Here is a 21,738-nt window from a genome sequence, read left to right as displayed (position 1 = left end):
TAGGGTATTAGTTTTGTGATGGGAATAGTTTTTTTATTACTTTTTGGAATGGAGCTAAAATAACATCCATGTTAATTAATCCAATATCGTTTGTAGCTCGGTATGTCAATAAAATAGCCAGAGGGGTTAAAATAAAGGACGATAGCCAAGCACCCATAAATGGTGTCATTCCATCCTCTTGTGCAATTCTTTTTCCAAAGGTATTTATAAAGTGAAAGGTGATGAATATTAAAATTGCAAAAACAATTGGAAGGCCTAATCCACCTTTTCGAATAATTGCCCCTAAAGGTGCTCCAATGAAAAACATCAAAAAACAAGCAAATACAATTACAAATTTATCATAGAAAGCAAGTAAGTGTCTATTAATATTTTTTTGCTTATTTAACAATTCCGTTTTAGATGTATCAATTGAATAAGAAGTACTGGTTACATTACTTATTGCAATTTTTAAAATATCTGATTTTTGTTCATTGGTATACAATGATAAAATATCTTTTGGAAGTGTTTTTTTATTCTTGGCTTGAGTCACTATCTTTTTTACAGGGAATCCAATTCTACTGTTGCTGTTTTCTGTAAACGAAATGATATCAGTTTTCATACTTTTATTTAATGAATCTAATGTATAATTGAGTTCATTAACGGTAAGCATTGTATTGGTATTAGCAACAGATTCATCATTTACGTCAACATTATTGAGTTCAGATAAATCAATATTAATAATTTGCTTTTTGAAAGAACTTTTTGCAAAAGGCAATTTACTCCGGTCTTCATATTTTTTTGGGACAATATCTTCATAATAATACCCGTTATTTAATACTAATTGTAGGATACTCGATTCTTCACTGCTGATTAACTCTCCATTTTTTGCTTTAATTACCGTTTTACTTCCATCGCCAATTTTTGATTTTTTATGAATAGTAATTCCGGTAAGAGTGTTTCCCTCGGTTCCACTTTTTTTATTGACTTTAATATTATAAAACCCAACATCATTGAATTGTCCTTCTGCTATGGCCAAAGCAGGTTTAACCTGTGCAATATTTTTTCTAAAATTGATAAACTTGTACTCAGCATAAGGGATGACGTTATTTGAAAAGAAAAAGGCTACTATACTTAATAATATTATAAATACAGTTAAGCTTCTCATCGCTCTTTGCAGTGAAATTCCAGAAGATTTCATTGCTGCAAATTCATAGTTTTCAGCTAAATTACCAAAAGTCATTATGGAGGATAACAGTATCGAAAGTGGCAATACCAAAGGAACAATTCTTGGCATGGAAAAGGCCAAAAATTTAATAATCATTAATAAATCCAAATCTTTACCTGCCAATTCGGATATGAATAACCAAACTGTTTGAAGTATAAATATAAAAAATAGGATTACAAATACGGTAGTAAATGTAGTCAAAAATGTTTTTAATAAGTATTTGTCAAGAATTTTCACCTAATACCTTAATCTAATTTGTTGATGTAGTAATTTGGATATTTACTCCCCGCAAATGTAAATTGATTTTTTGACAAAGGTTGATTGGTTTTAAAAGAATTAACCGTTAATGTAGTTTTTGTTCCTTTTTTCCCCATTTCTATCAAGTTATAAATGTGTTTTGTTTGAACATCAATTCCCAATAACACTTCTTTTCTTTGGTCTTTTGTGTTCAAAGGAATTAATTTAATGTATTGAATTTTTCTACCTTTTACATTTTGTAGAATATCCATAGTATATTTATAACCAGAATTGAAAAAAGTTAACATTTTAGAAGGTGTAATTGCATTATCATCCTTTTCATTTACAGTAGAAATAGTAATTTCTTCATCCTCAGGAACAATAGTATATGTTTTTTTTCCATCAAAAATTTTAGTAACTCCCATAAAATTCAAAACATATTGATTTCCTTTCATTGTTACATTTCCTTTACTGTCTTGATTGATATTTTCTTTAGTATTATTCAAAGAATATTTAAAATCAATGGCTATGTTATTATAACTTTTAACCTTAGCAGTAACTTGATCTAAAAGATCTTTTGCTTTTTTATCTTGTGCTTGGATTGAAAAACTAAAAAGAAATAATGCGGTTATTAAAAGGAGTGTTTTGCCCATTCGTTGTGAATTCTTTTTTTTAAATGCTTGATTTTTTGATTTCATGGTATTAATTATTTTGTTCATTGTTGAAAAATTGATCAAGAGAACTCATATCCAAAATGTTTACACTACGTGCTTTACTTCCTTCAAAAGGGCCTACTATACCAGCAGCTTCTAGTTGATCAATCAATCGACCTGCTCTGTTGTACCCGAGCTTCAGTTTTCTTTGTAATAGGGAGGCCGACCCTTGTTGCGCATTTACTATAATTTCTGCAGCTTCTTTAAATAAGGTATCTCTGTCGGAAATATTCATATCAAGATTAATGCCAGTTTCCTCTCCAACGAACTCGGGAAGTAAATAAGCAGTTGCATACGCTTTTTGAGAACCAATAAATTCTGTAATTTTTTCTACTTCGGGAGTATCAATAAAGGCGCACTGCACCCGCACAACATCATTTCCGTTTGTATAAAGCATATCTCCGCGTCCTATCAACTGATCTGCGCCCTGAGTATCAAGGATGGTTCTTGAATCAATTTTTGAAGTAACTCTAAAAGCAATTCTGGCTGGAAAATTGGCTTTTATCAATCCTGTAATTACATTTACAGAAGGTCTTTGTGTGGCTATAATCAAGTGAATTCCTATAGCTCTTGCTAACTGAGCCAATCTCGCAATTGGCACTTCTACTTCTTTACCCGCTGTCATTATCAAATCAGCAAACTCATCTACAACCAGAACTATGTACGGCAAAAATCGGTGTCCATTTTCTGGATTTAATTTTCTAGCCTTAAATTTATCGTTGTATTCTTTAATATTACGAACCATCGCATCCTTAAGTAAAGAATAACGGTTATCCATTTCTACACAAAGCGAATTTAATGTATTCACTACTTTAGCATTATCAGTAATAATAGCATCATCCATATCAGGAAGTTTAGCTAAATAATGCCTCTCAATTTTATTAAAAAGGGTTAACTCTACCTTTTTTGGATCCACTAAAACAAATTTAACTTCTGCAGGATGTTTTTTATATAAAAGTGACGTCAAAACGGCATTCAAACCAACTGATTTTCCTTGACCAGTAGCACCTGCCATCAATAAGTGTGGCATTTTGGCTAGATCGACAACAAAAGTTTCATTTGAAATTGTTTTTCCCAGCGCTATAGGTAGTTCCATTTCAGCTTCTTGAAATTTGGCTGAACCTATTACACTTTTCATGGAAACCATTGTTGGATTTTTGTTAGGAACTTCAATTCCTATAGTTCCTTTTCCTGGAATTGGAGCAATAATACGAATTCCTAATGCCGAAAGTGATAAGGCTATATCATCCTCTAAACTTTTGATTTTTGAAATACGAATTCCGGCTTCTGGCACAATTTCATATAAGGTAACTGATGGGCCTACGGTAGCTTTTATCTGAGCAATCTCAATTTTGTAATTGCGCAATGTATCAACAATTCTATTTTTATTTTCTTCTAATTCTTCCTGATTGATGGTAATACCTCCTGTTGAATATTCTTTCAGTAAATCAATTGTAGGAAACTTATAATTTGACAAATCTAAAGTTGGATCAAATAATCCAAAATCAGCAACCAGTCTAGAAGCTAAGTTTTCTTCAAGAATATCTTCTTCTGGAGCCGTTTCAATTACAAAAGTATCAATTGTATTTGAAATAGTTTCTGGAGCAACTACGGGTGTTATTTCCATTGCAAGTGTCTTTGCTATTGGATCTCTATTAATATCAGATGCGTTATTAATTGTTGGTTTTAAAGCCTCTTTATTAATTTCAAATTGAGAGCCATTCGTTTTTAAATGGATTTGATCTACTTCGTCTGCTTCTTCTAAAACAGCAAATTCTTCCAGATTATAATTATTTTCAGTATTCTTTAAAGGATTAGTGATTGAAACTGCTTTGAGTTCTTTTTTGGTATTGTCAAAAAAGGACTGAATATTTTCTGGTGAAAGTTTAATTTTGAAAATAACATATATGATTAATCCAAATAATAAAACCAATAACGTACCCGGTTTTCCTAGGTAATCTTGCAAAAATAAATTAAGCTCATACCCTATTGTCCCACCTAGTTCAGGAGCAGAAGTAGCAAAAAATCCAAATAAAATGGATAAAATAATAATTACAAATAGATCCCAAAACCAAATATTTTTCAATTTATGTAACGGAATACCAAGTACTAAATAAATTCCAGAAAGGAAAAATAGGCGTATAAATATAAATGAGGCAACACCAAAGCCTTTATAAACTAATAAATCAGCTAAGAAAGCGCCGAATTTCCCTAACCAGTTTTGAACAGTTTCAGACCGATTTGTTAATTCCTGAACTGCACTTTGATCCTGTTGTCCGTATATATAGAAGGATACAAACGCTAACAACAACGCAATGGAAAACAACACAAGCAAAGAACCAAAAACAACTTTGTGCTGCTTAGTTATTTTTGCTGTAGTTTTTGTCTCTCCAGTAGTTTCGTTTTTTTTAGTTGAAGGTACTGTTTTTGTTATTTTTGCCATTCTTAATTGTAATAATACCTAAAAAAATAAGGGTAAATATATGATTAAACCAATTGCTATTGCCGTCAAAGCAGCAAAAAATACCGCTCCTGCAGCAATGTCTTTGATAAAACCAATTCTTTCATGATAATTAGGATGAATAAAGTCGGCTATTTTTTCAACAGCAGTATTTAAACCTTCAACACTCATGACAAGTCCAATAGCTAATGTTTGAAAAAGCCATTCTGTTTTAGATATCTCAAAATAAAAACCTGCAATAGAAATAAAAATTCCTATTGAGAATTGAACCATAACGCTGTGTTCAGTTGTGATTAATTTTAAAGCCCCCTTAAAAGCATAAGAGACACTTTTTAATCTACCGGTAAAGAAAGTATTGTCTTTTTGAAATTCCATCAAGAAATTATTAAAGTACTGCTAATGCAGCTTCATAATTTGGCTCATTAGCAATTTCAGAAACTTGTTCTGTATGGATAATGATCCCGTTTTCATCAACAACAATAATAGCTCTTGAGTGCAATCCTGCCAGAGGACCATCAGTCATTTCTAAACCATTTGTTTTACCAAAATCACCACCTTGAAAATCCGATAAATTCACAACATTCTCTAGCCCTTCAGCACCACAAAAACGTTTTTGTGCAAAGGGTAAATCTCTTGAAATGCATAGTACATTAGTATTTTGCAAATTACTGGCATTTTCGTTAAACTTTCTTACTGATGCTGCACAAGTTCCAGTATCAATACTTGGAAAGATATTTAAAACTAGTTTTTTACCAGCAAAATCATTTAGCGATGCTACAGAAAGATCCGTTTTAATTAATTTAAAATCAATCATTTTAGAACCTACCTTTGGTAATTCCCCTGAAGTGTGTATTGGATTTCCTCCTAATGTTATTGAAGCCATTGTGTTTGTTTTTTTATGAGGTTCAAAAGTATGAAAATTATTTAAGAATAAGTCCTCAAATAAAAGTATAAAGTTTGGCATTTTGGCTTAAATTCTGAACCTATGTACATTAATAAAACTTAATTAATTTTAATTGAAAATGAATTTATTATCCAATAGTACCTATTTTATGTCATATTATGAACGGGTTGCGTCCTATTAAAGGATTTGATTCATTATCATTAGTTATTAATTAATAAAAAAAAAATATTGTGAAAATGCAACGCAATCTAATGTGCAATTTTTGCATGCAAATCTATAGCACAAAAGCTCAAAAGTATCTGATAGTGGATAACACATTTAGAAACGAAATATGGTATAAATCTTAAAACTTCTATTTTTTGCAAATTTAGGAACATGTGGATTTTTATGCTTTAAAGAATTTAAATCCTAAAATTCAATTTTCATTCAAAATTCATTTCTTAATTTGCAGAATGAAAATTTTAATTATCGAAGACGAAATAGAAATTGCATCAAGCATAAAAAGTTATTTAAAAACAAATGATATTCATTGTGAAACAGCCTGTAATTATCAGAGTGCTTTAAACAAAATTACTAGCTACGATTATGATTGTATTTTATTAGATTTAATGCTTCCCGACGGAGATGGTTTTGGTATATTGAAAGAGCTAAAAGCATTAAAGAAATCGGATGGCGTAATTATTATTTCAGCAAAAGAAACCTTAGAAACAAAAATAGAAGGATTCAATTTAGGAGCAGATGATTATTTGACCAAACCGTTTCATCTTTCGGAGTTACTCGTAAGAATTCAATCTTTAATACGAAGAAAAAAATTCAATGGGAATAATATCATCGTATTCAATGAAATTGAGATTGATACTTTAGCTAAAACAGTCAAAATTAAAGAGAAAAAAATCGATTGTACTAAAAAAGAAATCGATTTGTTGTTATTTTTGATCGGCAACAATAAGAAAATATTGTCTAAAAGTGCTATTGCAGAACATCTTTCTGGAGACATGGCGGATATGTTAGACAATCACGATTTTGTTTACGCTCATATTAAAAATTTAAAGAAAAAACTGAACGAATCAGGAAGTTATGATTATATAAAATCCGTTTATGGATTGGGGTACAAATGGGAAAATGACTAAAAAATTATTACATAAAACACTTAATTATTACATTACATTTTCTTTGATGGTAATGCTATTGGGTATTCCCTTATTCTTTTTTATAATTCAATTATTATACCTTCACGAAACAGATGAAGCCCTGATTGTTCAAAAAAAAGAGTTTATATTGTTCTATGCTACTCAAATTAAAGACAATGAAATTTATGCTTTTAATACTTTAAACAGGGATTTAAAAATAGAAAAAGAACAAACAAAGATTTCAAAAGATACATTCTACAAGAAAAGTTTTTATAACATTTTAAAAAAGGAAAACGAGCCTTATCGTGTATTGAAAACTCCCGTGTTCATAAACAATAAACCCTATGTTTTTTCTGCAAAAATTAATCTCATAGATAATTCAGATTTAATAATTAGTATTTTGTGCGTCTTTACTCTAATAATTTTAATTCTCCTGTTGGGGTTATTTAGTATTACTAAAAGAATATCCACAACCCTATGGAAACCTTTTTACGAAACGTTACAACAAATTGAAAAATTTGAAATTGACAGAAATTTCAATCCTCAATTAGCTCTAAATACTATTGAGGAATTTAATCGTTTAAATACAGTTTTAAATAAATGGATTGAAAAAAATACTTTAATCTATAAAAGTCAAAAGGAGTTTATCGAGAATGCCGCACACGAATTACAAACACCTATTGCGATCTTTAAGGGTAAAATAGAAGTATTGTTGCAAAGATCAGACGTAACTAAAGGACAATTTGAAATACTAGATGCACTAAATCAAACTATTACACGAATAAACCGATTAAATAAAAATCTTTTGTTACTGTCTAAAATTGAAAGTAAAATGTATAACATTCCCGAGGTGGTTGCTATAAAAAACACTATTACCAGTCAATTAGACTTTTTTAAAGAACAAGCGATTGCAAAAAACATTGCTATAACTACACATTTAGAATCCGATGTTCTATTAAATACTAATGCTTTTTTATCTGAAATAATGATTAAAAATTTATTCTTAAATGCTATTAATCATAACATTATAAATGGCAGTATAAAAGTATTTCTAGATGAAAACTCCTTAATTTTCTCTAATACAGGAATACCAAAATCATTGGAAACGGATACATTATTTGAGCGTTTTTCTAAAGTCAATCCCTCTTCAAAGGGAAATGGCTTGGGATTATCAATAATTAAGAAAATTGCAGAAAATAATACTTGGAAAGTTTCTTATCACTTCAAAGACAATCTTCATATTTTTGAAATTCAGTTTTAAAATTCAACATTTCTTCAAATTCTATTTAGACGTTTGTACTATTAAATTAAAAAAGATACTTGCAATGCGAATTAAAATCAATCTGATAACCTCTATTCTACTGTTGAGCGTAACAAGTCTATTAGGACAAAATAAAACAGTTACACTCTCTGGAATTACTAAAGATAAAATAACAAAATCAGCTTTACCATTTGTAAACGTTGCCTTAAAGACAGTCGAAAGTAATACTTTAATTATGGGCACAATAACTAATGAAGAAGGTCGGTTTTCGTTATCCAATATAAAATCGGATACGTATATTTTGGAATTTTCATACATTGGATACAAAACAAAGGTACAATCAGTATATATTGGTTCTCTTTCTGAATTTTTAGATCAAGGAATTATAGAATTAGAGGAAGATTCCACAACATTAGACGAGGTCGTAGTTGTTGCTAATCGAAATGGAATTAGTGAAAAAATGGATAAAAAAACATTTTCTGTGGCGGATAATATCAGTCAAAGTGGTGGATCTGTATTACAAACCATGCAAAATTTACCCGGAGTTACAGTTCAAGACGGAAAAGTACAAATTAGAGGCAATGATAAAGTTACGGTATTGATCGAAGGAAAACAAACTGCATTAACAGGCTTTGGGAATCAATCTGGTTTAGATAACATTCCGGCTTCAGCTATAGAAAAAATTGAAATTATAAATAATCCATCCGCAAGATATGATGCTAACGGAAACGCTGGAATAATTAATATCATTTATAAGAAAAACAAAAAAGAAGGATTTAATGGAAAAGCTGGTTTTACCTCAGGAATAGGAGCTTTATGGGAACGAAAACAAAATTTACCTACAATACGACCTCAATATGCGGTAACGCCAAAAATAAATCCTACACTGTCCCTAAACTATCGTAAAAACAAAATTAATGCTTTTTTTCAAGGCGATTATTTGTATACCGAAACACTAAATAAAAATGAGTTTGTAACACGTACATATGAGGATGGGACTCGTATAAACCAACAATTAAAAAGAAATAGAAACACCCATTTTACTACTATAAAATCTGGAATCGACTGGAATATTAATGACCAAAACACACTGACTGTTTCAGGTTTATTTGGGACAGAAAAAATTATAGACAATGGTGATCAACCTTTCTTTAATGCTGACTTTAGTGAAAGATTACGACTGTGGCAATTTTTGGAAGATGAATTAAAAACAACGTTTATGGGTACTGTTGCCTATCAACATAAATTCAAAGAAGCGGGACATTTACTAAATATGGGCTTTAATTATACTTTTCATAGAGAGGATGAAAAATATTTTTTTGATAATATTTTACCAACATATTCCAGTAAAGACGCTTTCAAACTTTTGTCGGATGAAAAAGTAATGGATTTTAATATTGATTATAGTAAACCTTTAAAATATGGACGAATTGAAACTGGTTTTAAATTGCGTAATCGAATTATCCCAACCAATATGCAATTCTTCCCAGGAACAAATTCTCCTTTGGATGCCGATGCTGGAGGAAAAGCAACGTATAAAGAAATTATTCCGGCGTTGTATACTAACTATATTTATGAAACTAGTACCATTGAGGCAGAAATTGGGGTTCGAATGGAATATTTAGATTTGGTCTATGAGGTAAACTCAAATCATCCCACATACAAAACTAATGGTTATTCCTATTTTGAACCGTTCCCAAATTTTCGTTTTGCCTACAAAATTAATGCAGACAACAAAATATCTCTATTTTACAACCGCCGAATTGACAGACCAAACGAAGTGGATATTCGAATATTTCCAAAGTATGACGATGCAGAAATTATAAAAGTTGGTAATCCCGCTTTGAGACCACAATTTACTAATTTATTAGAGTTAGGTTTCAGAAGGAATTTAGAAAAAGGATCTTTTTATACGGCTTTTTACCATCGTTTTGCCAATGCAACTATTACACGCATTGCGTCTACAATTCCTGATAGCAATCTCATTTATGCCATTTTTCAAAACCTAAATAAAAGTTCCAATACAGGAGCCGAAATGGTTCTTTCACAAAATATTGCAAAATGGTATTCGTTCAATCTGAACTTTAATGCGTATTACAATCAGATTGATGCCTTTACTGTTCAAAATTTATATCCAAAACCCAATACATTTTCAGCTGGGAAACAAGATGTTTTCTCTGGAAATATAAAGTGGAACAATACATTGCATTTATCTAAAAAAGTAGATGCTCAAGTAACCGGAATTTATTTAGCACCGGATATTATTCCGCAAGGCAAAATAAGATCACGTTTTTCAATTGATTTAGGAATAAAAAAAACAGTTCAAAAGGGTAAAGGAGAATTCTTCTTGAATGCCACTGACCTTTTTAATACTTTGGTAATCAAAAAACAAATTCAAGGACAGCAATTTAGCTACACTAGTTCTGATTATTACGAAACACAAGTAATTCGATTGGGTTACAACTATAAATTTTAGATACAAAGATCAAAAGTCTCACCGTTATTACACCATTTTATAATGATAAAATTGAGGATCATTAAAGTATTATTTACTTTTCTTCAAGGCCTCGATTAATTCTATTAAATCGACTACGCCATAAGTAGATGAATAGTCCGATACCGCATAAGGTAATATTAGACTGCAGTTGTGAATAATAGAACCGCATGAATACACAACATTAGGAACATAGCCTTCCCGTTCATCCTCGAGCGGTGAGAGTAAGGGTTCTTTTAATCTTCCTATTTCTTTTGAAGGATCGTCTAAATCAAACAGCGAAGCTCCTATGCAATACCGCCTCATAGCTCCAACACCATGCGTAATAACCAACCATCCCTCTTCAGTCCAAAGCGGCGATCCACAATTTCCTATTTGTGTAAATTCCCAAGTGTAACGAGGCTCTTGAATAATAACAGGATTATTCCATTGCGTAGGCCTATCGGAATACATGAGGTAATTATTCACACCATCAATTCTAGATAGCATAGCATACTTTCCTTTGATTTTTCTTGGGAATAATGCTAGATTTTTATTTTGAGCACCAGTTCCATATAAAGGCATTACACGGAACGTATAAAAATCTTCAGTAGAAATAAGTTTAGGAAGAATCACATGACCATTATAAGCCGTATAGGTAGCCATAACACGCTCTGAGGCATCATCGTCCACAAAACGCACAAAACGAGCATCTTCAATACCACGGCTTTCAGAATCTGATATCGGAAATATAACACGTTCAGTGATATCGGAATCATGTTTGAATTGTAAATCATAAAATGAATCAGCTAACCAGATCACTTCTTCGAGTGCAATTCTCCGCTCCTGCCGAATCAAGGGATCGCTTAATGCTCTATTTACCAAACTTTTTAATACCGCATACTCAAATTCATCTGGAAGATCCTGCATAATGCGTGTTGAGTATTTATCTGAAGTATGCATTTCTGCCAATTTAATCAAAAAGCGTTCTTTATTATAAAGCGTTTTATGAACAATCTCTGCTTTGTCAATGTTACTACCAATTTTCATTACCTGAAGATTGTTATTCTTATCCAGAATTCCTCTTCTAAAAACAATTGAGGAAATATGACCTTCGCCTGTAGCACGGAAAGAAATAATGACACGCTTTTCGCCCTTTTCGAGACCTGATTGATCAAAATCTTCAACAATGGAAGGGTTAAAAATTGCTGCCGATTCTATAGCATATTCCATTGTACAATAAGAACCAATAAGCATTTTTCGTTCTTGTGATAGTGCGTCATAGTTGATTTGCATGCCTTCAATAATGCCTCTAATTTTTTCGCAATGTCTAAAAAAGATACTTGAAATATTTCTGTGTCTTCTAGCAAACTCTCGAAGTGTATGTTCCAAGGTTTCTACTACTTGTTTTTCATCTAACATCATTATGTGACTCACCATTTTTTGAGTCCGTTGCTCACCATTCATAAAATACCGGGCTACTACCCTTCTGGAATCAGGGGTAAATGTTATGTTTTTTCGGATAACAGGAACTCTCATAGCTTTATTTTTAAATTATAATAAATAAGTACGCTTTTTCATGAAGTATAAGAAGATTTTGAAGCATGCTCCTTTGATGTTAGATCCTGTTTAAAAGAATCAACTTTAGTATATTTGATTGAAAATTATCTATTCGTACTCCGAATTATTTCTACCTATAACCTTTTACAAAGAATATTGATTTTATAAAACAAGTATTGGATGAAGAAACTAAATAATTGAACAGTTTAAGCAAAAAAATTGTTGCTTTTTAAATCATTATGTTGAAATTTGAATTCCCAAACTGTTTCAAAACAAATCACTTTAATATATTATGAATTTTGTAAGCGTAACTTTTGATTAAGTGATTATCTCAAAATTACAAAAAAATCATAAAATAAGTGTAAATATTTGATACCATTGCAACTAACTTTTTTAAAATCGTACGATTCACTGAAGTTTAATTTCAAATATTGACTTTGAAAATATGTAAACAAACAATATTTATATGTGTATGAAAATTAATTAAAGTTTAAGCAGTTATGAATTAGAGTCCATGAAAATATCTGATTTAAAAGCAATTAAATTATGTCTATTTGCTGATTTTATATATTGATACAGAATATTATTTTATAACTATTTTTTTATGAAATTCATAACCTTCATTAGAATATAAGATCAATCAAAAAAAGCTATTTTTATTTTCTCAAAAATTTAAGATAAAGATAGATTCTTAAGTAGATCTATTTAAGTTAATACTTTATTAATTAGCGGGTTTATTCCTGATAGAGGGTATTGAAGGTCTAATAAATATAAATTTACAATTAATTTTAAAGAAAATGAGTTCTATATAGTATCGAGTTCATTCTCCTTAAAATTAATTATAAATTTATTTTCACTTTTAGTTGCGCCCCATTAGGGACACCTTTTTTATTTAATCATTGTTCTCAATTTGTTTGTAGGCATCAATCACTTTTTTGACTAATCGGTGGCGTACAATATCTTTGTCATCCAAATAAACAATACCAATTCCTTCAACGTCTTTTAGAACCAATATTGCTTCTTTAAGTCCTGAAATAGTACGTCTGGGTAAATCGACCTGACCTGGATCTCCCGTGATCATAAACTTAGCACTTTTCCCCATACGGGTAAGAAACATTTTCATTTGAGAATGAGTAGTGTTTTGTGCTTCATCCAAAATTACAAAAGCATCATCTAAAGTCCTTCCGCGCATAAATGCTAATGGAGCAATCTGGATAATTCCCTTCAAAATATAATCTTCTAATTTCTCATTAGGCAACATATCGCGTAAAGCGTCATAAAGAGGTTGCATGTAGGGATCCAATTTTTCTTTCATGTCTCCTGGAAGAAACCCTAGATTTTCACCTGCTTCTACTGCTGGTCTTGTAAGAATTATTTTTTTTACCTTTTTCTCTTTTAATGCCTTAACAGCCATTGCAACACCGGTATACGTTTTTCCTGTTCCAGCAGGCCCAACGGCAAAAAGCATATCGTTTTTTTCCATCGTATCCACCAACAATTGTTGATTTGGAGTCATGGCCTTAATGATCTTTCCACCCACTCCATGTACCAAAATCTTGTCTAAACCTTGAAATTTTCTTTCTTCCTGAATATCTCCCAGTATGACGCGCTCGATTACATTATTATCAATATTATTATACCTATTAAAATGGAGCATCAACCGTTGAAATCGTTTTTCAAACTCGTCTAAAACCTCTTTTTCTCCAAAAGCTTTTAATGTTGTTCCCCGAGCGACAATTTTCAATTTCGGATAATACTTTTTAATTGTTTCAAGATGAGTGTCTTGAGCGCCCCAAAAGTCTTTTGGAGCGATGTCTATGAGCTCGATTATTCTTTCGTTCAAATGAGGTAGTTTTAAATTAGAATTAATTTTTTGATAAATCAATTGGTTGTCGGGTATATTTATAGTTTTTAAATAGAATTTGTTTTTTGTTTCTCGGTTTTTGAGATTACTATTATTAGCTTTGCACTTCTCAAATTTAATAAAATTAGGTTTACATAACACCAATAGTTATAAACAAATTTATGTCAATAATTACCCTTACTACCGATTATGGCTTGAAAGACCACTTTGTGGGTGCGTTGAAAGGTAAAATTATATCAGAGTATTCAGAGGCTAAAATTATTGATATTTCTCATGATATCGACCCATTCAATACTTTAGAAGCAAGTTACATAATTAGCGCATCTTATGCAAGCTTCCCTAAAGGAACTGTACACCTTATTGGAGTCGATATGGAATCCAATAAAGAGAATCAACATATTGTTATGCAATGGAACGATCACTATTTTATTGCCTCAGATAATGGTATTTTAAGCATGCTTTCGCAAAAAATTGTTCCGCAAAAAGTAGTCATGATTACTATACATGACCGTTTGCCTAGTGATGCTGCTGACCTTGACGTGTTTGTAAAAGTGGCGTGCCATTTAGCTAAAGGTGGTTTGATGAACGTAATCGGTAAAGAAATTAACACTATCAAAGAAATAACTGACTTGAATCCAATTATGACTGTTGATGGAAATACATTAGTAGGTCATGTAATATACATTGATCATTTTGGGAATGTAGTAACTAATATTTCTAAAAAATATTTTATAGAAGTGTCCAAAGGAAGACCGTATGAAATTGTATTGAAAACCAAAAATATAAAAACAATTTTACCTAATTATTCTGCGATTGCCAGTTCTAGTAAATACCCAATCAAATCGTACGAAGGCGAAAAATTAGCTATTTTCAACGAAGCTGGCTTTCTTGAAATTGCCATTTTTAGAAGCAATCCTTCCAAAGTTGGATCTGCTACTAGTTTATTGGGATTGAATTATAGAGATGTTATTAATGTAGTGTTTAATTAATTGTATTTAGTAATTAGTTAAAAATCTGAAATCTTAAATCGTTAATCTTAAATCATAAATTTAAATGTTTGTACGAATTGTAAAATTGAGTTTTCACGAGGAGCATATTCCTGCTTTTTTAGAGAACTTTGAGTTAATGAAAGATAAAATACGAAATGCACCTGGAAATCGTTTCTTAGAATTGTATCAAGACAAAAATAACAAAAGCATTTTCTTTACATATAGCTATTGGGAAACCGAAGCAGATTTAGAAAATTACAGGAATTCTGAACTTTTTTATGATGTTTGGACATTCACCAAGAAATTATTCAATGACAAACCGGAAGCGTGGAGCGTTGATAAGTTAGTTACTTTGGTTTAAAGTTGAGCAACTTTGAACTAAAAAACGTTAACCTTTAAACAAATAAAAAACATGAAATCAATAGTACTACGAGAGATAAAATCCTTTTTCGGTTCGCCCATAGGCTACTTAGTTATTGCCATTTTTTTAATTATTAATGGATTATTTCTTTGGGTTTTCGAAGGAGATTATAATATTTTGAATACCGGTTTTGCCGATTTGACTCCGTTTTTCACCTTGGCTCCTTGGATTTTAATATTCTTGATTCCCGCGGTAACCATGCGCAGTTTTTCGGATGAAAAAAAACAAGGAACAATAGAATTATTACTGACGAAGCCGTTAAGTATTTGGCAAATTGTAAATGGAAAATTTCTTGGAGCGTTACTGTTGATTGTAATGGCGATTATCCCAACATTCAGCTATGTAGCTGTTATTTCCAGTTTAGGAATGCCGGAGGGAAATATCGATATGGGAAGCACGATAGGATCTTATTTTGGATTATTATTCCTGATTGCTGGATATACAGCCATTGGAATATTCACTTCAACGTTGTCTGATAATCAAATTGTAGCTTTTATTGTTGCCGTATTTCTAAGTTTCTTCTTCTATTTTGGATTTGAAGGATTAGCTGGGGTTATTCCAAATGTATCAGCTGTAATTGCGTCATTAGGAATGCAAGAGCATTTCAAAAGTATGAGCAGAGGCGTATTAGACACAAGGGATATCCTTTATTTTACAAGCATAACCGTTGGCTTTCTTTTATTTACTGTTTACAATCTAAAATCATTCCAATCGTAATGACAACTTCTAAGAAAAATAACCTTAAATCAGTTTTGATTATCCTTGCATTTCTAGTGCTTCTGAATGTAATTGGAAGTTTCTTTTTCCATCGGTTTGATTTAACAAAAGACAACAGGTACACCCTTTCCCCTACTTCTTTAAATATCATTACCCAGGTAAAAAATCCGCTGTTTATAAAGGTATACATGCAAGGGGATTTACCGCCTGAATTCAAACGTTTACAACAAGAAACAAAGCAATTATTAGAAGAATTTCAGGCGTATAACACCAATATTATTTTTGAATTCGTAGATCCATTGGAGAACCAAGAGGCCAGTATGGATAATATTAAAGACTTGTATCGAAAAGGACTTACGCCAATAAACATAACCGTTGACGACAAAGGAAAGCAATCCCAAGCGATGGTTTTTCCTTGGGCAATTGCCATTTATGACAATAAGGAAGTTAATATTCCATTATTAAAAAATATTATGGGAGCTTCAACAACCCAAAAAGTGATTGGTTCTGTTCAGCATCTGGAATATTCTATTGCCGAAGGGTTGAATAAAATTACCAAAGCCAAACAAAAGAAAATCGCTGTTATCAAGGGAAATGGAGAACTGCAAGATATTTTGATGGCTAAATTTCTGCTACAAGTACGGGAGAGCTACCATATCGGCCCTTTTACTTTAGATTCAGTTGCCAAAGATCAGATTGGAAGTCTGGAAGCATTAGAGAAATATGACTTGGCAGTTATTGCAAAACCTACCGAAACATTTACAGATGTGGAGAAACAAGTTTTGGATCAATTTATCATCAACGGTGGAAAAACATTGTGGCTGATTGACCAAGTTTCTGCTGAAATGGACAGTTTATATAATACTTCAGGCTCCACTTTGGTCTATCCAAGAGATTTAAATTTGAATGATATGCTCTTCAAATACGGCATCCGAATCAATCCTGATGTAGTAAAAGACGAACAAGGAAGTCCCATAAAATTAGCTACTGGAGAACAAGGAAGTGCTACCCAATTTCAAGAATTCAACTGGAAATTTGCGCCTCAGGTGTATCCAAATAGTTTACATCCAATTGTTAAAAATTTAGGCGGAATCAAATTTGATTTTGCGAATCCTATTGATACCTTGAAAAACGGAATAAAAAAAACTATTTTGTTGCAATCGTCTCCCTATTCGAAAAAAATAGGAACTCCAACAGAGATAAATTTAAACATTGTTGCCGAAGAAACTTCGCCAAATGATTACTTGAATAAAGGGAATATTCCATTAGCGGTTCTATTAGAAGGCTCGTTTCATTCTATGTTCGAAAATCGGGTATTGCCATTTGATCAAAAAACATTTCAAGCTGTAGGAAAAAACAATAAAATGATTGTGATTGCTGATGGAGATTTAATTAAAAATCAATTGGATAAAAACTTCCAACCGATAGAATTGGGTTACGACCAAAGGTCTGGAAATTTGTATGATAATAAAGATTTTCTAATAAATTGTGTCAATTACTTATTGGATGATACTGGACTTATTAACATTCGAAGCAAAGATCTTGATTTACCTTTATTGGATAAAGAAAAAGTTTATCAAAACTACACCCGAACACAAATCCTAACTATCGGACTACCAATTCTTATTTTAGTGCTTTTTGGTGTCGTATTTACTTTCCTTCGAAAAAGAAAATACAGCAAATAGATGTTAATAAAAAAGTTTCCAAACTAGAATAGTTTACGATATATTTGTAAAATGTATCGTATTTCGGATTTAAAGAAATACTTTAAAAAATAAAACAAGACAGATGAAATTTATAGTATCGAGTTCATACTTATTAAAGCAATTACAAGTTTTAGGAAACGTAATCAACAGCAGTAATACTTTACCTATTTTAGATAATTTTTTATTTGATTTAGACCATAATGTACTTACGGTTTCTGCTTCTGATTTAGAGACCACAATGTCTGCTACTTTAGGAATTGATTCTGAAAGTAAAGGAAGTGTTGCTGTCCCTGCAAAATTGCTTTTGGAAATCCTTAAAACATTTCCAGAGCAGCCCTTAACGTTCACAGTTGAAGAAAACAGTACGATTGAAATCAGTTCTAATTCTGGTAAATATGCTTTGGCTTATGCCCCTGGGGATGAATTCCCTAAATCAGTAAATTTAGACGATCCATCCGTAACACTTGTTCCTTCTGATGTGTTGGCAACTGCTATTAGCAAAACTATTTTTGCTGCAGGAAACGATGATTTGCGTCCGGTAATGTCTGGTGTATTTTTTCAGTTTTCACCACAGGGTTTGACATTTGTGGCAACGGATGCACACAAATTAGTAAAATATGCCCGTACTGATGTAACGGCTTCTCAAGTGGCTGATTTTATTATGCCAAAGAAACCTCTAAACATCTTAAAAAATATTTTAGGCACTTCGGATGCTGAAGTAAAAATTGAATACAACGACTCGAATGCTACTTTTTCTTTTGACAATTATGTTTTGATGTGTCGCTTAATTGATGGAAAATACCCAAATTACGAAGCTGTAATTCCAAAAGAAAACCCAAATAAATTAATGATTGACCGTTCTCAGTTTTTGAGTTCTGTACGTCGTGTTGCCATCTTTTCGAATAAAACGACACACCAAATCCGTTTGAAAATTGCTGGTGCTGAATTAAATGTTTCTGCCGAAGATATTGACTATTCAAACAAAGCTGAAGAAAGATTGACCTGTGATTATCAAGGCGACGATATGCAAATAGGGTACAATTCTCGTTTCTTAACTGAAATGTTGACCAACTTGCAATCGGATATGATTATGCTTGAAATGTCATTGCCCAACAGAGCCGGTATCCTTACTCCTGTTGATGGATTAGAAGAAGGCGAAACCGTTACAATGCTTGTAATGCCAGTAATGCTGAACAGCTAGTTCGGTTTAAAAATACGCTATTAACCAAACCATTTTTATATTTAAAAAACCGTCCCTATAAATCGGGACGGTTTTTTGTTTATTCACTATGACTAAAATAAAACTTTGTATTTCCTTTTTTTATTGATTCTTTGGCATCTTTATGATTCTTTTCAAATGTTTCTATATTAGTTCCTTTGCAAATTCCATAGGAATAATGATATTTTAAAATTTCAAGATCTTTCTTTCCGAATTCTTTTTTATCTGATTTACAAAATGAAAAATAACTATTGCAATCTGAATAATCAACTTCTTGATAAAAATAACCCAACGATCGTATAAAATTAACCTTCAAATTAGTTAATATCTGTTTTTCATTTAAATTGTTTTTCGCATTAATTTTTAAGGAACAACTATAAATATTTTGTTTGTTGTTCCATAAAAGATAATAACCGTCATTTCCTCGTATTCTTGTATCTAAATTTACATCATTCCTATCGTCTATGGAATAAATAAAATAGTTTGACTTATCTTTATCTTTTACGACAGTAATATGTAATGAATCAATTTCTTTATCGAGATAATTAATAAATTCACTAAGCTTTTTACTATTATATTTGCTGACGGATTTGTCAAAATAAATTTTCACTTCCTCTTTCCAAATTTTCATTCTTGGTTTTAATCTCTCTTCTTTTTTTTGATGTTTTTTATTGAAAACCAATTGTTTATAGCGTTCTAAAAATATGGAATCTTTTTCTTCATACAGAACTTTTACTCCTTTTTCTTCGTATCCAGTAATAATTATTAAAGTATCACTCTTAATAATATTAAATCCAATTGAATCTATAGCTTTATTACCACTTTTTTTCAATGCTTTATAATTTTTGTATTCCATGTAAATAACTTTACTATGCGAAGTAAATTGTTTATGCTGAGAAAAAATCGCCGAGGTGAAAGCAAATAACAAAAATACAAATATATTTTTTTTCATAAATTTTATCATTATTTTGAATTATGAAAGTAGTAATTTAAATTAATGTTTATTATTTATTTTAATATTTTTTTATAAAAACGAATTTCTAAATCACCCCCATTTTTTTCATCAGGAATGTAGCACTTCTGTTTTTACAAATTCCATCCCGAAGTTTGTAGTCAAAATGGAGTTCGTCATTGATAATTTGTACTTCAAAACATTTGTTGGTTAATATATTTGGATAGTCATTGGTGGTCAAGCAAACCTCAATATCATGAGTTGCAATGGCTCCAATTGCTTTTTTACCAATCACTTTTTTGACCACTTCTATTGTTCCGTTTCGCTTATCATCAGAATTAGTTCCACGTAATATTTCGTCCAATAAAACAAAAGCCGGTCTGTCTTCCAATTCGTCCATAATTTGCTTTAAGCGTTTAATCTCAGCAAAAAAATACGATTCACTATCCGACAATGAATCCGACAATCGCATGGAAACCAAAACCGGTAACGGATGCACATTTGCCTTACTGGCACAAACCGGCGAACCCATTCCTGATAAAACCATGTTGATTCCCAAACTTCTCAGAAAAGTACTTTTTCCTGACATATTAGAACCAGTTAAAATCATAAAGGATTCGGGATAAAAACTTACGGTATTCCCTACTCTTGTTTTTTTATTCAATAAAGGATGGCTTAAATCTGTGAAATCAATTTGGAAATTTTTATTTAATGTAGGAAAAACGAATTCTGGATTATTATACGATAAATTGGCCAAACTGTTTAGCATCTCGAATTCTCCTATAACTTCTAACCAATTTTCTAAGGCTTCGGAATGATCCTTTTTCCATTGAATCAACGCCTTTAAAACATGAAGATTAAATAGAAAAGTTCCGTTGAATAATAGTGCTGTCACAAAATTTCCGATGGTATCCATATTAGAAAACAACGAGGCCAATTTTTTAAAATGAATGCTGGCATTTTCTTTTTTAAACATTAGTCTTTGCTGCAGATCGATTAACTTTTTAGACTGAAAAGATTCTTCTTCAATTTTTTGCAATAACAAACTATACTGATGAATGGTTTTATCAATGTTAGTAGAATTAGCAATTTCGATTTGAATTCGTTTTATAAAACGACCTAAAATGATTAAATTGACAACAAATAAATATGATAAAACAGTTGCATAAATAGTATTTGAAGTCCCTAAATAGGTGATCAAAACTCCCAGAAAAAGAAATGGTAAAAAATAAGAAATAAAAACACTCAGTTTGGACAAAGGTGTACTATTGAACGTACTCCATTTAAGCAAAGTCTCATAATTCAATTGATTGTCATCGCTTATTTTGGCGTTAGCCAAAAATTCTTGACGCCAATCTAATTTTTCTGATAATTCTATTATCGCTTGATGATTTCTGGCAATCTCATCATTTGGCAGTATTGTTAGCAGTTGGTTTGCGAATGTTTTTTTACCAATATAAGTTGCCGTCCTATTCAAGTTTTGAAACAAGGAATGCTCCCCAAAGATATCTAAATCATACGCATACGGATGATGAAAATCATTAAATTCCTGTCCGTTTTCGAAAGGCACTTTGTTTCTTTCCAGATAAGAAATTTCATTTTCATTAATATCGAATAAGGCTTGATTGACTTGTTTCTGAAAAACTAATTTAGAATGAATGCTCATCAATACTACAAATACTCCAAAAATAAAAATGGATACGGCGATCAAGATGATCGCACTAGTTTTAATGTAATAATAAATAGAAACTAAAAAAAGTACAATAGTAAAAAGTCTTAGAATACTTATACTATTGTACTTTTTATTGATTGCATGTAAAGCTGTTGAAAAGCGTATTTTTTTTGCTTTGTATATTTCCATAATTCAATTAATGAAATGCAAATATAACAAAATAGATTGCGCTAAGAAGTCTAAATTAAAAGGCAA

17 protein-coding genes are annotated in these 21,738 nt (G+C 31.3%); 8 read left to right on the top strand and 9 right to left on the bottom strand.

Annotated features, from left to right (window positions below):
• Window positions 1-7 precede the first annotated feature (7 nt).
• The 5 genes from AC0608_RS07795 to tpx are packed head-to-tail and all read right to left on the bottom strand — an operon-like array spanning window position 8 to window position 5,498.
• Window positions 8-1,441: an LptF/LptG family permease gene (locus tag AC0608_RS07795; protein WP_417959975.1), complete on the bottom strand. Its 1,434-nt coding sequence runs from the start codon at window positions 1,439-1,441 to the stop codon at window positions 8-10.
• Between the two features lie 8 nt (window positions 1,442-1,449).
• Entirely contained in the window at window positions 1,450-2,094 is a 645-nt protein-coding gene (gene lolA1, locus AC0608_RS07790; RefSeq protein ID WP_417960404.1) for an outer membrane lipoprotein periplasmic chaperone LolA1, read from the bottom strand.
• 49 nt (window positions 2,095-2,143) lie between these two features.
• A complete protein-coding gene (locus AC0608_RS07785) occupies window positions 2,144-4,597 on the bottom strand; it encodes a DNA translocase FtsK (RefSeq protein ID WP_417959976.1) in 2,454 nt (817 codons plus the stop codon).
• An 18-nt stretch (window positions 4,598-4,615) separates the two neighbouring features.
• The gene (locus AC0608_RS07780) at window positions 4,616-4,990 is read right to left on the bottom strand and encodes a diacylglycerol kinase family protein (protein ID WP_417959977.1); all 375 of its coding nucleotides are present in this window, start codon (window positions 4,988-4,990) and stop codon (window positions 4,616-4,618) included.
• Window positions 4,991-5,000: 10 nt separating this feature from the next.
• Window positions 5,001-5,498: a thiol peroxidase gene (gene tpx / locus AC0608_RS07775; protein ID WP_417959978.1), complete on the bottom strand. Its 498-nt coding sequence runs from the start codon at window positions 5,496-5,498 to the stop codon at window positions 5,001-5,003.
• Window positions 5,499-5,971: 473 nt separating this feature from the next.
• On the opposite strand from tpx, the gene AC0608_RS07770 reads away from it, so the two are divergent.
• The 3 genes from AC0608_RS07770 to AC0608_RS07760 all read left to right on the top strand — a co-directional run bounded on the left by AC0608_RS07770 (window position 5,972) and on the right by AC0608_RS07760 (window position 10,386).
• Window positions 5,972-6,649 carry a response regulator transcription factor gene (locus tag AC0608_RS07770; protein WP_417960320.1) on the top strand — a complete coding sequence of 226 codons (678 nt, stop codon included), beginning with the start codon at window positions 5,972-5,974 and terminating at the stop codon, window positions 6,647-6,649.
• The gene (locus tag AC0608_RS07765) at window positions 6,618-7,910 is read left to right on the top strand and encodes a sensor histidine kinase (RefSeq protein ID WP_478288676.1); all 1,293 of its coding nucleotides are present in this window, start codon (window positions 6,618-6,620) and stop codon (window positions 7,908-7,910) included. The genes AC0608_RS07770 and AC0608_RS07765 overlap by 32 nt, the downstream gene beginning before the upstream one ends.
• A gap of 64 nt (window positions 7,911-7,974) precedes the next feature.
• The gene (locus AC0608_RS07760) at window positions 7,975-10,386 is read left to right on the top strand and encodes a TonB-dependent receptor (protein ID WP_478288675.1); all 2,412 of its coding nucleotides are present in this window, start codon (window positions 7,975-7,977) and stop codon (window positions 10,384-10,386) included.
• Between the two features lie 69 nt (window positions 10,387-10,455).
• On the opposite strand, the gene AC0608_RS07755 is transcribed toward AC0608_RS07760, so the two are convergent.
• Window positions 10,456-11,922, bottom strand: coding sequence for a glycoside hydrolase family 130 protein (locus tag AC0608_RS07755; RefSeq protein ID WP_478288674.1), 1,467 nt, complete (start codon window positions 11,920-11,922; stop codon window positions 10,456-10,458).
• Between the two features lie 913 nt (window positions 11,923-12,835).
• The gene (locus tag AC0608_RS07750) at window positions 12,836-13,786 is read right to left on the bottom strand and encodes a PhoH family protein (RefSeq protein ID WP_417960217.1); all 951 of its coding nucleotides are present in this window, start codon (window positions 13,784-13,786) and stop codon (window positions 12,836-12,838) included.
• A gap of 182 nt (window positions 13,787-13,968) precedes the next feature.
• Here AC0608_RS07750 and AC0608_RS07745 point away from each other — a divergent pair, with 182 nt between their 5' ends.
• The 5 genes from AC0608_RS07745 to dnaN all read left to right on the top strand — a co-directional run bounded on the left by AC0608_RS07745 (window position 13,969) and on the right by dnaN (window position 18,841).
• Window positions 13,969-14,796: an SAM hydrolase/SAM-dependent halogenase family protein gene (locus AC0608_RS07745; protein ID WP_478288673.1), complete on the top strand. Its 828-nt coding sequence runs from the start codon at window positions 13,969-13,971 to the stop codon at window positions 14,794-14,796.
• A gap of 64 nt (window positions 14,797-14,860) precedes the next feature.
• The gene (locus tag AC0608_RS07740; protein WP_417960219.1) at window positions 14,861-15,157 is read left to right on the top strand and encodes a putative quinol monooxygenase; all 297 of its coding nucleotides are present in this window, start codon (window positions 14,861-14,863) and stop codon (window positions 15,155-15,157) included.
• A 51-nt stretch (window positions 15,158-15,208) separates the two neighbouring features.
• Window positions 15,209-15,934: a gliding motility-associated ABC transporter permease subunit GldF gene (gldF, locus tag AC0608_RS07735; RefSeq protein ID WP_478288672.1), complete on the top strand. Its 726-nt coding sequence runs from the start codon at window positions 15,209-15,211 to the stop codon at window positions 15,932-15,934.
• Window positions 15,934-17,619: a gliding motility-associated ABC transporter substrate-binding protein GldG gene (gene gldG, locus AC0608_RS07730; protein WP_478288671.1), complete on the top strand. Its 1,686-nt coding sequence runs from the start codon at window positions 15,934-15,936 to the stop codon at window positions 17,617-17,619. Before gldF ends, gldG begins: the two co-directional genes overlap by 1 nt.
• A 103-nt stretch (window positions 17,620-17,722) precedes the next feature.
• Window positions 17,723-18,841: a DNA polymerase III subunit beta gene (gene dnaN / locus AC0608_RS07725; RefSeq protein WP_478288670.1), complete on the top strand. Its 1,119-nt coding sequence runs from the start codon at window positions 17,723-17,725 to the stop codon at window positions 18,839-18,841.
• A 79-nt stretch (window positions 18,842-18,920) separates the two neighbouring features.
• Here the strand turns inward: dnaN and AC0608_RS07720 are convergent, their stop codons facing one another.
• Window positions 18,921-19,811, bottom strand: coding sequence for a hypothetical protein (locus tag AC0608_RS07720; protein ID WP_478288669.1), 891 nt, complete (start codon window positions 19,809-19,811; stop codon window positions 18,921-18,923).
• 88 nt (window positions 19,812-19,899) lie between these two features.
• Window positions 19,900-21,672 (bottom strand): MutS-related protein, encoded by a 1,773-nt coding sequence (locus AC0608_RS07715; RefSeq protein ID WP_478288668.1) that lies wholly within the window; start codon window positions 21,670-21,672, stop codon window positions 19,900-19,902.
• Window positions 21,673-21,738: the final 66 nt, after the last annotated feature.

It is taken from the genome of Flavobacterium sp. GNP008 (assembly GCF_056428965.1).
The sequence above is the reverse complement of the archived record's forward strand: the minus strand, read 5'-3'. Positions and strand labels throughout refer to the sequence as shown.